Source organism: Paracoccus marcusii (genome assembly GCF_006151785.1).
Classification (GTDB): Bacteria; Pseudomonadota; Alphaproteobacteria; order Rhodobacterales; family Rhodobacteraceae; genus Paracoccus; species Paracoccus marcusii.
Genome location: NZ_VDDD01000013.1, coordinates 27,673 through 42,792 on the forward strand (window position 1 = coordinate 27,673; position 15,120 = coordinate 42,792).

The 15,120-nt window shown below is 68.1% G+C and carries 15 protein-coding genes and 1 pseudogene; 7 read left to right on the forward strand and 9 right to left on the reverse strand.

The window, feature by feature from the left end:
• Window positions 1–113 precede the first annotated feature (113 nt).
• The 5 genes from ribA to FHD68_RS03835 are packed head-to-tail and all read left to right on the forward strand — an operon-like array spanning window position 114 to window position 4,227.
• The gene (gene ribA / locus FHD68_RS03815; RefSeq protein ID WP_127898812.1) at window positions 114–1,250 is read left to right on the forward strand and encodes a GTP cyclohydrolase II; all 1,137 of its coding nucleotides are present in this window, start codon (window positions 114–116) and stop codon (window positions 1,248–1,250) included.
• Complete coding sequence (locus FHD68_RS03820) at window positions 1,247–2,191, forward strand: zinc-dependent alcohol dehydrogenase (protein ID WP_127898813.1); 945 nt, start codon at window positions 1,247–1,249, stop codon at window positions 2,189–2,191. The genes ribA and FHD68_RS03820 overlap by 4 nt, the downstream gene beginning before the upstream one ends.
• 13 nt (window positions 2,192–2,204) lie before the next feature.
• Window positions 2,205–2,600, forward strand: coding sequence for a 6-pyruvoyl trahydropterin synthase family protein (locus FHD68_RS03825; protein ID WP_127898814.1), 396 nt, complete (start codon window positions 2,205–2,207; stop codon window positions 2,598–2,600).
• Window positions 2,601–2,602: 2 nt separating this feature from the next.
• Window positions 2,603–3,376, forward strand: coding sequence for a class I SAM-dependent methyltransferase (locus FHD68_RS03830; RefSeq protein ID WP_127898815.1), 774 nt, complete (start codon window positions 2,603–2,605; stop codon window positions 3,374–3,376).
• Between the two features lie 20 nt (window positions 3,377–3,396).
• On the forward strand, window positions 3,397–4,227 hold the full coding sequence (locus FHD68_RS03835) for a RibD family protein (RefSeq protein WP_127898816.1): 831 nt from the start codon (window positions 3,397–3,399) through the stop codon (window positions 4,225–4,227).
• On the opposite strand, the gene FHD68_RS03840 is transcribed toward FHD68_RS03835, so the two are convergent.
• Entirely contained in the window at window positions 4,211–5,356 is a 1,146-nt protein-coding gene (locus FHD68_RS03840; protein ID WP_127898817.1) for a CaiB/BaiF CoA transferase family protein, read from the reverse strand. The two genes, FHD68_RS03835 and FHD68_RS03840, sit on opposite strands and share 17 nt — an antisense overlap.
• Window positions 5,349–6,557 carry an acyl-CoA dehydrogenase gene (locus FHD68_RS03845; protein WP_127898818.1) on the reverse strand — a complete coding sequence of 403 codons (1,209 nt, stop codon included), beginning with the start codon at window positions 6,555–6,557 and terminating at the stop codon, window positions 5,349–5,351. The genes FHD68_RS03840 and FHD68_RS03845 overlap by 8 nt, the downstream gene beginning before the upstream one ends.
• An 85-nt stretch (window positions 6,558–6,642) precedes the next feature.
• Between FHD68_RS03845 and FHD68_RS03850 the strand changes: the two genes are divergently transcribed.
• Window positions 6,643–7,554, forward strand: a complete 912-nt coding sequence (locus tag FHD68_RS03850; protein ID WP_425277541.1) for a LysR substrate-binding domain-containing protein — start codon at window positions 6,643–6,645, stop codon at window positions 7,552–7,554.
• Here the strand turns inward: FHD68_RS03850 and FHD68_RS03855 are convergent.
• The 7 genes from FHD68_RS03855 to FHD68_RS03885 are packed head-to-tail and all read right to left on the reverse strand — an operon-like array spanning window position 7,541 to window position 14,651.
• A complete protein-coding gene (locus FHD68_RS03855; RefSeq protein ID WP_127898820.1) occupies window positions 7,541–8,011 on the reverse strand; it encodes a RidA family protein in 471 nt (156 codons plus the stop codon). The two genes, FHD68_RS03850 and FHD68_RS03855, sit on opposite strands and share 14 nt — an antisense overlap.
• Window positions 8,008–9,177, reverse strand: a complete 1,170-nt coding sequence (locus tag FHD68_RS03860) for an amidase (RefSeq protein WP_139085286.1) — start codon at window positions 9,175–9,177, stop codon at window positions 8,008–8,010. The genes FHD68_RS03855 and FHD68_RS03860 overlap by 4 nt, the downstream gene beginning before the upstream one ends.
• A 3-nt stretch (window positions 9,178–9,180) precedes the next feature.
• Window positions 9,181–10,158, reverse strand: coding sequence for an ABC transporter ATP-binding protein (locus FHD68_RS03865; RefSeq protein ID WP_127898822.1), 978 nt, complete (start codon window positions 10,156–10,158; stop codon window positions 9,181–9,183).
• A complete protein-coding gene (locus FHD68_RS03870) occupies window positions 10,155–11,168 on the reverse strand; it encodes an ABC transporter ATP-binding protein (RefSeq protein WP_139085288.1) in 1,014 nt (337 codons plus the stop codon). The genes FHD68_RS03865 and FHD68_RS03870 overlap by 4 nt, the downstream gene beginning before the upstream one ends.
• Window positions 11,155–12,036 (reverse strand): ABC transporter permease, encoded by an 882-nt coding sequence (locus FHD68_RS03875; protein ID WP_139085290.1) that lies wholly within the window; start codon window positions 12,034–12,036, stop codon window positions 11,155–11,157. Before FHD68_RS03875 ends, FHD68_RS03870 begins: the two co-directional genes overlap by 14 nt.
• 4 nt (window positions 12,037–12,040) lie before the next feature.
• On the reverse strand, window positions 12,041–12,994 hold the full coding sequence (locus FHD68_RS03880) for an ABC transporter permease (protein ID WP_139085292.1): 954 nt from the start codon (window positions 12,992–12,994) through the stop codon (window positions 12,041–12,043).
• Between the two features lie 52 nt (window positions 12,995–13,046).
• The gene (locus FHD68_RS03885) at window positions 13,047–14,651 is read right to left on the reverse strand and encodes an ABC transporter substrate-binding protein (RefSeq protein WP_341872748.1); all 1,605 of its coding nucleotides are present in this window, start codon (window positions 14,649–14,651) and stop codon (window positions 13,047–13,049) included.
• A gap of 235 nt (window positions 14,652–14,886) precedes the next feature.
• On the opposite strand from FHD68_RS03885, the pseudogene FHD68_RS03890 reads away from it, so the two are divergent.
• Window positions 14,887–15,120, forward strand: a pseudogene (locus tag FHD68_RS03890) (aspartate/glutamate racemase family protein); the annotation flags it as partial.

Here is a 15,120-nt window from a genome sequence, read left to right on the forward strand (position 1 = left end):
CGCGAAACTTTGCGACATTCTGCCACAACGCCGCAACCTTTGCGGAACTGCTACGTGTTTCAAGACGTTGCGACTTGCGTGACACCTCAATTTGCAGGGACGAAGGTTGACCAATGCACGTATTTCCCCCGACCACCCCCGCTGCGCTTTCGGTCACCGCGACCGGTGATCCGCTGGCGCTGCGCACGGCCGAACGGGTTGCGCGCATGGTCTCCGACCTCAGGCTTGGCCTGCCCGTCGTGCTGCTGGGCGAGCCTGCCGCTGCACTGATCCTGCCGGTCGAGACGCTGTCGCCGGAACGGTTCGCGGCCCTTGGTTCCGGGGGCGAACTGGTGCTGACGGCCCGTCGCGCGGACGCCCTGCGCCATCGTCCCCACGAGGGTGAGGTCGCCCTGATCCCGGTTCCCGCCGGCGCGCGTCTGGACTGGATCCAGGCGCTGGCCGATCCGTCGCGCCAGATGCCCGCATCGGCCGCCGTGCCCCAGGCACCGCAGCACGCCCCAGCCCCGCTGCACCGCGCCGCCATCCGTCTGGTCAAGGCGGCCGAACTGCTGCCCGCCGTTCTGGTCGTGACCGGCCCCGATGTCGTCGAGACCGCCCTGCGCAACGATCTGGGCATCCTGGCCGCCGATGACGTCCTGAACCAGATCCTGCTGCCCCGCGATCCCCGCCCCGTGTCGGATGCCCGCGTGCCCATGCTGGCGGCACGAAACGGACGGCTGCACGTGTTCCGCGCGCCCGACGGCGGCCCCGAGCATTACGCGGTCGAGGTCGGCACACCCGATCGCAGCCAGCCGGTGTTGGTGCGCCTTCATTCCGCCTGCTTCACCGGCGACGTGCTGGGCAGCCTGAAATGCGATTGCGGCCCGCAACTGCAAGCCGCCCTGAGCGCTATGGAAGCGAACGGGACCGGCGTCCTGCTATATCTGAACCAGGAAGGCCGTGGCATCGGCCTTGCCAACAAGATGCGCGCCTACAGCCTGCAGGATCAGGGACTGGATACGGTCGAGGCCAATCACCGCCTTGGGTTCGAGGATGACGAACGCGATTTCCGCACCGGCGCCGCGTTGCTGCGCCAGATGGGGATCGGCCGCGTGCGCCTGATGACCAACAACCCCGCCAAGATCGCCCGCCTGGACAGCGAGGGCATCGAGGTCGTAGATCGAGTCGCGCTCAAGGTTGGCCGCGGCCCCGAGAACACCCGCTATCTGGACACCAAGGCGCGCAAGTCGGGACATCTGCTGGCATGACGGCCCGCGCACTCTGGTGCACCGCACCGGGCGAGGCGCAGTTGCGTCCCGCGCAGGTCGGCGACGGCATCCATGTCCGCAGCCTGTTTTCCGGCATCAGCCGGGGCACGGAACGGTTGGTCCTGTCGGGAAAGGTGCCGTCCAGCGAACATGACCGCATGCGCGCGCCGTTCCAGGAAGGCGACTTTCCGTTTCCGGTCAAGTACGGCTATGCCAATGTCGGTCAGGCAACCGACGGGGCGCTTGCCGGTCGCATGGTCTTTTCGCTGTTCCCCCACCAGACCGAATTTCGCCTGCCGGAGGATGCGCTGATCCCGCTGCCCGACGCACTGCCGCCTGAACGCGCGATCATGGCCGCGAACATGGAGACCGCGCTAAACATCCTGTGGGACAGCGGCGCGGGCGCGGGTGACCGCATCGCCGTGGTCGGTGGTGGGCTGGTGGGATTGCTGACGGCCTCTCTGGCCGCGCGACTGCCGGGGGCCGAGGTTACGGTGATCGACCCCCTGCCCGATCGAGCCGCCATCGCGCGCGACCTGCGCTGCGCCTTTACAACCCCCGATGATGCCCCCGGTGATCAGGACGTGGTGATCCATACCAGCGCATCGCAAGCCGGGCTGGTGCTGGCGCTGTCCTTGGCCGGGCCGCAGGCCACCATCGCCGAAGCCAGCTGGCACGGCGCCGAACAGGTGGCCCTGCCCTTGGGCGGCGCGTTCCACAGCCGACGCCTGCGCATCGTCAGCACGCAGGTGGGCGGGATCCTGCCCGACCGTGCGCCGCGCTGGACCTATCGCCGCCGCCTGACCAAGGCGCTGGACCTGCTTCGCGATGCGCGGCTGGACGCCCTGATCTCGGGGCAGACGGCGTTTGCCGACCTGCCCGACGCCTATCCCGGCATTCTGGCGGACCCCGCCACGCTGTGCCACCGCATCATCTACTGACCTTGGAGACACCATGTTCGCCGTCGAAGTCCGAGACCACATCATGATCGCCCATTCCTTCCCCTCGCCGACCTTCGGTCCGGCACAAGGGGTGCATGGCGCGACATTCACCGTAGACTGCGCCTTCTTCGCCGCCGAGATGGATGATGAAAGCCTGGTCGTCGACATCGGCCTTGCAACCGAAGCCCTGGCCGAGACGCTGGCTCCGCTGCGCTACAAGAACCTGGACGACATTCCTGAATTCGAAGGGAAAATGACTACGACCGAATTTCTGTGCAAGCATATCTTCGATCAGATGGCCGGCACCGTGCGGGCCGGCGGGCTGAAGGATGGCGGCCGCGTCAAGAAGCTGCGCGTCCTGCTGCACGAAAGCCACATGGCCCGCGCCTGGTACGAAGGGGATATCTGAGCATGGGGTTCTCGGCGGAATGGCTGGGCCTGCGCGAACCCGCCGACATGGCCGCCCGCGACGCGACCCTGATGGCGCAGGCGGCGGTTCTGGCCGGGCCGGACCCGGTCGTGCTGGACCTGGGCTGCGGTACCGGATCGACCCTGCGCACGCTTGGCCCGCATCTGCCCGACAATGCCCGCTGGCACCTGGTCGACAACGATTCAGCCCTGCTGGAGCGCGCGGCGACCGAGGCGCCGGGCCGCGCCACCGTCCACCAGCTGGACCTGCGCGACCTGAAGGGGCTGCCGCTGGATGGCGTGACGCTGGTCACGGCATCGGCTCTGCTGGACCTGATGCCCGCTGACTGGATCGCCGCGCTGGCCACGCGACTGGCCGATGCCGGCGTGCCGTTCTATGCGGCGCTGTCCTATGACGGCATCATGACGTGGGATCCGGCGCTGCCGCGCGATGCGGACGTCACGCGGGCGTTCAACGACCATCAGCGCGGCGACAAGGGGCTTGGCCCCGCGCTTGGGCCCGATGCGGCCGTGACCGCCACGCAGATCTTCCGTGACGCGGGCTTCGACGTCCACACCGGCCAAAGCCCGTGGCGGATCGGCCCCGATCAGGCCCCGCTGCACCGCGCCCTGGTCCAGGGCATCGCCGAGGCCGCATCCGAGACCGGCCTGTCCGTCGCCACCGATTGGGGCCGCAGCCGGATCGCCATGGCAGGCGACAGCCGTTGCCTGATCGGGCATCATGACATGCTGGTCCTGCCCCCCGGCACGGCCTGACACCCAGAGGAGGACCGCCCATGCATGCCGTCGACGTCACCCCTCGGGTCTGGGACCGGCTTCTGTCGGTCCGCACCGGCCAGGCCTGCGCCTGCTGCGGTCGGTTCAGCGCCGGCGAACGCGCGGCGCTTGACCTCTATGCGCCGGTCGCGCGACGCGATCTTGGTCCGGTCACGATCGCGCAGATCGGACAGTCGCTGGACGGGCGGGTCGCGACGGCCACCGGCGATGCGCGTGATGTGTCCGGCCCCGAAGGCCTAGCCCATCTGCACCGCCTGCGCGCGCTGGTCGAAGGGGTGGTGATCGGGGTCAAGACCGCGCTGCACGATCAGCCGCGCCTGACCGTACGCCTGTGCAGCGGCCACAACCCTGCGCGCATCGTCATCGACCCGCGCGGGCGGCTGCCCGACGATGCGCTGGTGCTGATGGCGGATGGTGCGCGGCGGATCATCGTCACCGGCGTAAACCGCCCCCGCGCCCCGGGGATCGAGGTCTTGCGCCTGCCCGCCCCGGATGGACGCCTGGACCCGGCGCAGGTGCTTGAAGGCTTGCGGAACATGGGCCTTGGATCGCTGCTGATTGAGGGTGGCGGCATCACCATCACCGGTTTCCTGGAGGCTGGCCTGCTGGACCGGCTGCAGGTGTCGATTGCACCGCTGATCATCGGATCAGGGCCGCAGGGGCTGACCAGCCTGTCCCCGGTGGACAAGCTGAAAGATGCGCTTCGCCCGGACACGCGCGTCTTCGGCATGGGCAGCGACATCGTCTTCGATTGCGCCTTTGGCGATCAGGCGGCGCGGGCGATCCTGCCGCTGCATGCGCCGCAGCCGCTGGTCACCGCCGCCAGCTAAACGAACCCTCGCCCAGGGCCGGGGCGGCACCTTCTGCTACCGTCGGGCTGCGAGACAGGGTGATGGGCGTGCGCAACCCCGCGATGCCCTCGGGCGACACGACCATGCCCCGCGCCTGCGCCTGCGGGTCGGACAGCGCCTCGGACACACGGTTGATCGGACCTGCAGGCACTCCGGCCGCGGTCAGCGCCGCGATCAGGTCGGCGCGGTCGCGCGATGTCATCGCCCGCGCCAGGGTCGCGCACAGCACCTCGCGCCCCGCCACCCGCTGCGCATTGGTGGCCAGCGTCGGATCATCCGCCAGCGCAGGCAGGTCCAGCGCCAGGCACAGCGACCGGAACTGACGGTCGTTCCCGCAGGCGACGATCAGATGGCCGTCCCGCGCCGGAAAGACCTGATAGGGCACGATGTTCGGATGGGCATTGCCCAACCGCGCGGGTTCGACCCCGCCCAGCAGATGGTTCGCCGCCTGATTGGCCAGCACTCCCACCGCGCAGTCGAACAGCGCCAGATCGACCTGCTGCCCCCGCCCCGACCGCGCCCGCTCCGCCAGCGCCGCCTGGATGCCGATGACACCATAGAGGCCGGTGAAGATATCGATCCAGGCCACGCCGACCTTCTGCGGATCACCTGCAGGATCGCCAGTCAGCTCCATGATGCCGCCCATGCCCTGGATCATGAAGTCATATCCCGGCTGGCTGGCGCGCGGCCCGGTCTGCCCGAAGCCGGTGACCGAAGCATAGACCAGTCCCGGATTGCGCGCCGAAAGCGTCGCGTAATCCAGCCCGAACCGCGCCAGGCCACCCGCCTTGAAATTCTCGATCACCACATCGGCGCCGTCGATCAGCGCACGCAGACGCTCCACATCGCCCGCATCGTTGAAGTCGCAGGTGACGCTGGTCTTGCCGCGGTTCGTGGCGTGGAAATAGGCGGCGACCGTCTCCACCGTGCCGTCGGCGCGGGGACGGTCGATGAAGGGCGGGCCCCAACGGCGGGTGTCGTCGCCTTCGGGGGCCTCGACCTTGATGACCTCGGCGCCCAGATCGGCCAAGGTCTGGCCGATCCAGGGACCGGCCAGGATGCGCGCCAGTTCGACGACGCGCAGGCCGGAGAGCGGGCCTTCAGGCAAAGGCCTGCAGCCCCGTCTGCGCGCGGCCCAGGATCAGGGCGTGGACGTCATGCGTGCCCTCATAGGTGTTCACCGTCTCCAGGTTCTGCGCGTGGCGCATGACGTGATATTCGGCCTGGATGCCGTTGCCGCCATGCATGTCCCGCGACATCCGCGCGATATCCAGCGCCTTGCCACAGTTGTTACGCTTGATGATCGAGATCATCTCGGGCGCGAAGCGGCCCTGATCCATCAGGCGACCGACGCGCAAGGACGCCTGCAGGCCCAGGGCGATCTCGGTCTGCATGTCGGCCAGCTTCTTCTGGAACAGCTGCGTCGCGGCCAGGGGCCGGTTGAACTGCTTGCGGTCCATGCCATAGCGATGCGCGCGGAACCAGCAATCCTCGGCCGCCCCCATCACGCCCCAGCTGATGCCGTAACGCGCGCGGTTCAGACACCCGAAGGGACCGGACATGCCGCTGACATTGGGCAGCAGCGCGTCCTCGGACACCTCCACGTTCTCCATGACGATCTCGCCGGTGATGGAGGCGCGCAAGCTCAGCTTGCCGCCGATCTTGGGCGCGCTGAGGCCCTTCATGCCCTTCTCCAGGACAAAGCCGCGGATCTTGCCGCCATGCGCCTCGGACTTGGCCCAGACCACGAAGACATCCGCGATCGGGCTGTTCGAGATCCACATCTTGGCCCCGTTCAGCACATAGCCGCCCTCGGTCTTGGTCGCGCGGGTCTTCATGCCGGCGGGGTCGGAGCCTGCATCCGGTTCGGTTAGGCCAAAGCAGCCGATCCATTCGCCCGATGCTAGCTTCGGCAGGTACTTCATCCGCTGCTCCTCCGACCCATAGGCATGGATCGGGAACATCACCAGGCTCGACTGCACCGACATCATCGACCGGTAACCACTGTCGATCCGCTCGACCTCGCGCGCGACCAGGCCGTAGGCCACATAGCCCGCGCCGACCCCGCCATATTCCTCGGGGATGGTCACGCCCAGAAGGCCGCTGGCACCCATCTCGCGAAAGATCTCGGGGTCGGTCTGCTCGGACAGATAGGCGTCGGTGACGCGCGGGGCCAGCTTGTCGGCGGCAAAGGAGGCGGCGGTATCGCGGATCATGCGCTCATCCTCCTCCAACTGGTCGTCCAGCAGGAAGGGGTCCTCCCAGGCAAAGGCCGTACCCTTGTGATCGACGGTTGTCTTGTCCAGCATGGCGATGGGTCCTGCATGTGATGACTGTTGGACACAGGGTAACCCGGCACGCGTCGCATGAAAAACGCTATTTCCTCATGCGTTCATGCATTCTATGAATGATCTCATGCGCCAACGTCGGTTCCTGCCCAGCCTGTCCCAACTTATCGCCTTCGAGGCGGTGATGCGCCACGGGTCCGTCACCGCCGCCGCGGACGAGCTGCACCTGACGCAAAGCACCGTCAGCCGGCTGGTCGCGTCACTGGAACGGCAGCTGGGCAAGCCCCTGTTCACCCGCGACCGCAAGCGCCTGACCCCCACCCCCGAAGCCGTGACCTATGCCGCGTCCGTCACCCAGGGGCTGGACGTGATCCAGCGGGCCAGCATGGGGCTGATCGCCAATCCGGGCGGGGGCGTGCTGTCGCTGTCGGTGCTGCCGACCTTTGCCACGCGCTGGCTGGCGCCGCGGATCGGACAGTTCCTGTCGGACAATCCCGGCATCTCGATCAACCTTTCGACCAAGATCCAGCGTTTCAGCTTTGCCAGCGAAGCCTTTGACGCGGTGATCTTCTTCGGCCAGCCCGACTGGCCCGACGCGCATCACCTGCGGCTGTTCGACGAACGCCTGACGGCCTGCGCCTCGCCGCAGATGCTGGCGCATCATCCGGTGGCGCATCCCTCGGACATGGCGGGCCTGCCCCTGCTGCAGCTGGAGACGCGGCCTTCGGGCTGGTCCGCGTGGTTCGCGGCCCAGGGCGGCACGCCGCCGGCTGTGTCGGGCATGGTGATGGACCAGTTCTCGATGATGATCCAGGCGGCGATCGCGGGGCTTGGCGTGGCGCTGCTGCCCAGCTATCTCGCCCAGCCAGAGATCGACGAGGGCCGCCTAGAGCCGATCCTGCGCGCAGGCGTTCCCGGCGAGGGCGCCTATTGGCTGGCATGGCCCGACCGCCGTCAGGGTGACCCGGCCTTTGCCCGGTTTCGCACCTGGATCGCGGATCAGGTCACGGCGGGGTAAGCTCGACGATCGCCTCGATCTCGACCAGCGCGTTGGCGGGCAAGGACGCCACGTTGACCGCGGTGCGGGCATGGCGTCCCGCATCGCCCCACAGGTCGATGAACAGCTGCGACGCACCGTTCACGACCGCCGGTCCATCGCCATAGCCCGGCGGCGCGGCGACGAACCCGCCCAGCCGGATCACCTGCGACACCCGTGACAACGAGCCAGCCACCGCGCGGATCGAGAACAGCAGGTTCAGCGCGCACATCCGCGCCGCCGCCTGCCCGTCCGCCATATCAAAGCCGGGACCGATGGGGCCGAAATACTGCGGCACCCCCTCCCATTCGCAGATCTGGCCCGACAGGAACAGCAGGTTGCCGCTGACCTTGCCGGGCAGAAACAGCGCCCGCGACGGGGCGGATGGCGGCAGCGCGTGGCCCAGGTCGGCCAGGCGCGTCTCTATGGGACAGGTCATGCGGCCTCCTGCGGTTGGCGGGACAGTTGGCAGGCCAGCGCGATCAGCGACAGGTCGGACCCGCGCGGCCCTATCAGCGACAGGCCGAACGGCGCACCTTCGACGGTTCCGGCGGGAAACACGACCTGCGGCAGCCGCGCCATGCCAGCCACGCACAGCAACCGCTGCGCATCGTGACGAAAGCCGTCGAACACCGCTTGGGGCGCGTCCAGGCGGAACGGCGCGTCATGCACGACCGGGGCCAGCAGGACGCCATTCGCGCCAAGCAGGGCGTCCATGTGCCGCGCGAACGCCTCGCGCGCGCCGCGACCCTGGGCGATCTGGTCGGGGGTCAGCGCGTCGGCCGCGTCGGCGCGCCCGTCGATGCCGCGCACCAGCGGCATGCGCGAGGCCCGGATGAAGGGCAGGATCGTTTCCTTGGCATTCGCCGTGACCGCGGTCAGGAACGTCGCATAGGCCGCATCCACCCCGTCGGGATAGACACTTACCCCGCGTGCAGGCAGATGTCCGAACCCGGCCTGCCAGACCGCGCGCGCCTCAGGCCCCAGCAGGGCCAGCATGTCGGTAGGCACCATCAGGTCCGGCGCGGTCACGGGGGCTGCATCCGCGACCAGCGCGGCGGCGGCACGGGCCAGCACCATCCCGTTGCGCGCGAACAGCCCGCAGGCGTCGAAGCTGGGCGCCAGCGCCATCGCGCCCGCCATCGGGATCAGGCCGTGTGTCGGCCGCCACCCCCATGTCGCGCAAAAGCTGGCCGGTGCGCGGACCGAGCCGCCGGTATCCGACCCGATGGCGATGTCGGCCAGCCCGCCCGCCACCGCAACCGCCGACCCCGACGACGACCCGCCGGGAATGCGGTCCGGGGCGGCCGGGTTCACGGGCGTGCCGAAATGGGCATTCATGCCGTACATGGACCACGCCAGTTCGTCCGTGTGAACCTTGCCCACAAAGCGCGCGCCGGCATCCAGCAGGCGCTGGACGCAGGGGGCGGTGTCCGCGTGAACCGGGCTTTCCGCCAGATACAGCGGACACCCCGCCCCGGTGCGGTATCCGGCGACGTGATAGATGTCCTTGACCGCAAGGGTCAGGCCCGACAGCGGGCCCTGGTCCGCATGGGGAACCGGGACGGGCGGATAGGGCAGAAAGGCGTGCCAGGGGTCGGTCATGATCTACTCTGCGGCAAGGGTTTCGCCTGCGCGCAGGCAGGCCACGCGGCGGCGGGGGCCGGGCGTCAGGACGGGCGGCAACGCCTGTCGGCAGGCCGGCAGCGCCATCGGACAGCGGGGCGCAAAGGAACAGCTGTCCGGCCGCACCTCCAGCGACGGAGGGGCACCGGGGATCGCGTCGAGCCGCGCGCCGCGCGCCACGTCATGCAGGTTCGCGGCCAGCAGCCCCTGGGTATAGGGGTGGCGCGGGTTGCGAATGACGTCGCGCGTAGTGCCTTCCTCGACGATCTGGCCGGCATACATGACAGCGATGCGTTCCGAGATTTCGACCGCCACGCCGATGTCGTGGGTGACGAAGATCACCCCCATGCCGAATTCGCGCTGCAATTCGCGCAGCAGCAGCAGGATCTGGATCTGCACCGTCGCGTCCAGCGCGGTCGTCGGCTCGTCCGCCAGCAGCAGGCGCGGACGGCAAGCCAGCGCCAGCGCGATCATCACCCGCTGCCGCATGCCGCCCGACAGCTCGTGCGGATAATTGGCCAGCCGCCGTTTCGGCGATGGGATGCGCACGCGGTGCAGCATGTCCAGCGCCACGTCCATCGCGTTCTCCCGGGACAGGCCCTTGTGGCGCATCACCGTCTCGGCGATCTGCTGGCCCACGGTATAGACCGGGTCCAGCGCCAGGCCGGGGTCCTGGAAGACCATCGACACGTCGCCCCCGCGATAGGACCGCAACGCCCGCCCCGACAGGGTCATGATGTCGGTCCCGTCAAAGCGGATATCGCCCGACAGGTCGGTGCGTTTCTGGGGCAGCAGGCGCAGCAGGGTCTTCAGCATGACGCTCTTGCCCGACCCGCTCTCGCCCAGCAGGGCCAGGGTTTCGCCCGGCATCAGGGTGAGGGACAGGTCGTTAATGGCATGGACCGTGCGCCCGCCCTTGAAACGGACGTCCAGATTGTCGATCTGCAGCAGCGGCGTCATGCGGGCACCCCCTGTCCGGCGCGCGGATGGCCGGATGCCGGGTCGTGGAGGTGACAGGCGACCCAATGCGGCGACCCGGCGACCATCGGCCCCAGGGCGGGGTGGCGGGTCTTGCAGATGTCGGCCGCAAAGGCGCAGCGGGTGTGGAACCGGCAGCCCGGCGGCGGGTCGATGGGGTTCGGCGGATCGCCGGTCAGCGGCGGCTTCTGCGTGCGGTTGTCCGGGTCCATCGACGGCATCGCGGAAAACAGCGACCGGGTATAGGGATGCGCCTGTTCGGCCCAGATCATGTCGACCGGGGCCAGTTCCACGACCTCGCCCAGATACATGACCAGGATGCGGTCCGAGATGTATCGCACCACGTTCAGGTCATGGCTGATGAAGATATAGGTCAGCCCGAACTCCGCGCGCAGGTCCGACAGCAGGTTCAGGACCTGCGCCTCGACCGATTTGTCCAGCGCTCTGACGGCCTCGTCCAGCACCACGACCTTGGGCGACATGACCAGGGCGCGGGCGATGTTGATGCGCTGGCGCTGCCCGCCCGAGAGTTCGTGCGGATAGCGGCCCGCAAAGCGGTCGGGGTCCAGACCGACCCGCGCCATCAGGCGGCGCGCCCGGCCCGCCGGATCGTCCAGGCCCTGCACGCGCGCGCCGAACGCGATGCTGTCCAGGATGGTCATGCGCGGGTTCAGCGAGGCATAGCTGTCCTGGAAGACCATCTGGATGTCGCGGCGCAGCGCGCGCAGGCTTATGTCGCGGCCAAGCGACTTGCCGCCCAGGTCGATGTCACCCTCGTCGCGGTCCACCAGGCCGATCAGCAGTTTCGCCGTGGTGGACTTTCCGCAGCCGGATTCGCCGACGATGCCCAGGGTTTCCCCCGTGCGGACGTCGAAGCTGACGCCGTCCACGGCCTGGACCATGGCCTGGGTGCGGCCCAGGATGCCGCCCTTGATGGGAAAATGCTTCTTCAGGTCGCGCACGCTCAGCAGGGGTTTGTCAGTCGCGGACATTCATCGCACTCCTCAGACCGTCGCTGAGCAGATTGAGGCACAGCGAGGTGGCAAAGATCATCACCCCCGGCAGCGCCGCCAGCCACGGGTTCACATAGATGGCCGACCGCAGCGTGTTCAGCATCAGCCCCCATTCCGGTTCGGGCGGGCGCACGCCGATGCCCAGAAACGACAGCCCCGCCGCCAGAATCATGCAGACCGATGTCAGCGAGGTCGCATAGACGAAGATCGGCGACAGCACGTTGCCGATCACATGCACCCGGATCACCGTCAGCGCATTGGCCCCCGAGGCCCGCGCCGCGTCGATATAGTCCAGGGACCGCACGCCCGAGGTCACCGCCTCGGCCACGCGGGTCACCGGCGGAATGAACACGATGGTCAGCGACACCAGGCTGTTCAGCACCCCCGCGCCCAGGGCGCCCGAGATGGCGATGGCCAGCAGGACCGACGGAAAGGCAAAGAACACGTCCACGACCCGCATGATGATCGTGTTGGTGATGCCACCGACATAGCCCGCGATGATCCCAAGGGTGCCGCCGATGAAGAAGGCCAACACCACCGGCATCAGCCCGATGAACAGCGTCAGCCGCCCGCCATAGATCAGGCGGGACAGCATGTCGCGGCCCTGTTCGTCCGTGCCCAGCAGGTGGCCGGGCGTGCCGGGGGCGGCCAGGCGGTTGATCATGCTGCCCTGATAGGGGTCGGCCAAGCCCAGCCAGGGCGCAAAGACCGCCGACAGGATCAACAGCGCCAGCACGGCCGCGCAGATCATCGACACCGGGTCGCGCCGCAGCCGCGCCAGCACGCCCGACCAGTAGCCGCGCTGCGCGGGCGGGACGGCGGGGATGGTTGTGGTCACCTGAACCATGCGCTCAGCTCCTTTTCACGCGGGGGTCGATGGCGGCCTGGGCCACATCGACGATCAGGTTCATGCCGACGAAGAACATGGCCAGCACCAGGATCGTCCCCTGGAGCAGCGGCAGGTCGCGCTGAAAGATCGCGTTGGACAGCAGGAACCCCGATCCGGGCCAGTTGAAGACCGTCTCGATCAGGATCGACCCGCCCAGCAGGTATCCCAGCTGCAACCCCATCACCGAAAGGGCGGTCGCGGCGGCGTTGCGGGCCACATGGCGCAGCACGTCGCCGCGGCTGAGGCCCTTGGCGTAAAGCGCGGTGACGAAATCCATCGACAGGATGTCGCCCGCCAGCGCCCGGACGGTGCGCGCGACGATGCCGATGGGCACCACGGCCAGCGTCACCGCAGGCAGGACTAGGTGGCGCAGATGCGCCCAGTCCCATTGCCAGTCCTGCGACCCGCCCGGCCCCGCGCCCATCGACGGCAGCCAGCCCAGATTGACCGAAAAGATGATGACCAGCACGATGCCCAGCCAATAGTTCGGCACCGACACGCCCGTGATCGACAGCGCCGTCACCGCCCGGTCCAGCGCCGTGTCGCGGAAATATCCTGCCAGGAACCCCAGGAAGATGCCGATCGGAAAGGCGATCACCGCCGCCGCCGCCGCCAGCAGCAGCGAATTGCCGACCGCGCCGAAGACCTCGTCGGCCACCGGGCGGCCCGAGGCGATCGAGCGGCCCATCTCTCCCTGCAGCAGGTTGCCGACCCAGATCAGGTATTGCACCGGCACCGGCTTGTCCAAACCGTATGCCGCGCGCATCGCGGCCTGCTGTTCGGCGGTGGCATCGACCGGCATGATAGCCGTCAGCGGATCGCCCGGCGCGATCTGCACCAGAGCGAAACAGACGACCGACACCCCGAAGGCCACCGGCAACACCAGGATCAGGCGTCGAAGGAAATAGCTGAGCACGTCATGCGTCCCTGGCTGGGCCGCACCCGCAACGGGCGCGGCCGGTTGCGGGTCAGTCGGCCATCGTTATGGACGAGAAGTTCAGGTACCAGTTCTGCGGTTGCACGAAGCCCTGTACCTTGGGCGACATGGCGCGGGGCGCCACGTCATGCGTGACCATCAGGAACAGCGCATCATCGACGAACTTTTCATGCGTGCGACGCAGGACCGCGTCCTGTTCGGCGGGGTCGAAGGTGGTCTTGATCTCCTCGAACAGGCCCTGCATGTCCTCGTCGCAGTAATGCCCCCAATTGGTGCCGTTGGGCGCCACCAGGTCGCAATCCAGGTGCCGGATGAAGCCGGTGAACGGATCCTGGATGAAATAGGTGAAGTTGATCGACTGCGATCCCTCGACCGAGGGATCGGCGGCGCCCGCGCGCCACAGGTTGATCATCTGGTTCCACTCGACGACCATGAACTCGACGTCGATCCAGGCTTGGGCCAGCGACTGCTGGATGTATTCGTTCATCGGCAGCGGCAGCATCTGGCCCGACCCGGAGGGAGAGATCAGCGCCTTGACCTTCAGCCGGTTGTCGGGGCCGAACCCGGCTTCGGTCATCAGGGCCTGCGCGGCCTCCAGGTCATAGGTGACGTCGAAATCCGGCTCTCCGAACCATTGCGACCCCGGCGGCACAAACCCCTTGGCCGGGATCATCAGCCCGCCCAGCAGCGCGCCCATCGCCTCGCGGTCGATGGCCAGGTTCGCGGCCTTGCGCACGCGGATGTCGTTCCAGGGCGACCCCTCGACCCGGCTCAGGTGCCAGGTCCAGTTATGCGGCAGCGCGTTCTGGGTGATGGCAAAGCCGTTGCCCTGCATCGCGGGAATGGTATCGGGGGCCGGCGCCTCGATCCAGTCGACCTGCCCCGACATCAGCGCGGCCGAACGTGCATTCGATTCCGGCAACGGGATCAGCACCAGCCGGTCCAGCTTGGGGATGCGCGTCTCGTCCCAGTAATCGGCAAAGGGCACCAGCTCGGCCCGTTCACGCGGGACGAAGGATTCCATCATCCACGGCCCCGTCCCTGACGGCTTGGCAGCGACCTGCTCCCAGTCCTTGCCCAACGCCTCCCAGTTGGCCTTGGACGACATCATCACCCAGGCCAGCTGATAGGGCAGCGTCGCGTCCGGCTCATGCGTGATGATCTCGACCGTCAGATCGTCTACGGCGCGATAGCTGGCGATGGCGGGAATGCGCGACTTGCCCTGCGCCGATTGGCGCGGATCATACTGTTCGGCGCTTTCGTCCAGCAGCTTGTCCAGGTTCCAGACCACGTTCTCGGCATTGAACGGGCTGCCGTCGTGGAAGGTCACCCCCTCGCGCAGCGTGAAGGTCCAGCGGGTGCGGTCGGCCTCGTCGGCCTCCCATGCGGTGGCCAGGCCCGGCACCAGGCCGGACGGCCCGTCGCCCTGCGTCAGATCCCAGTTGATCAGCGCATCATAGACCGTATAGCCGATGAAGCGCAGCCCCTCGCCGCCCTGATCGGGCTGGCCGGTGGTCAGCGGGATGTCGGCGGCGGTCATGCCGATGCGCAGTGTGCCTTGGGCCATGGCCGCAGGTCCGGCCAGCACCGCCACCGAAAGCGCCAATGCGGCGATGCCTTTTCTCAGATCAAGCACGGTCGTTCTCCCTGTTGGCCGGGGTCGTTGCTGCCCCGAATTGGGATCACCTTGGACCGCCTCGGCAGGGCTGCGCAGCGGCGGGCGGCCATCACGCGGGCGTCGGTTCGCAAAAAACCTGCGCGATGCACGCCGGGCGGTCAGATTGCTGACAATTCCTGCACGCAATGTTTTCGCCATCGCGGCCGGTCTTTCGGGATGGACAGCGCATCGATAAGCGGGCCACAGGCGCGGGATGATCCTGCTGGCCAATCCCAACGCGAACCCAGTCACGACCGCGGCGATGTGCGCGATCGCGGCGCCGTGGCTGGCGGGCCTTCAGGCGTGGACGGCGCCCACAGGGCCGCAGGTGATCGTCACCCCGGACCAGCTGGACCGTGCGGCCGACGGCATCGCGGCGCTGCACCCGCCCGCGGCGTGTCGCGGCGTGATCGTCGCCGCCTTCGGCGATCCGGGCGCGGATCGGCTG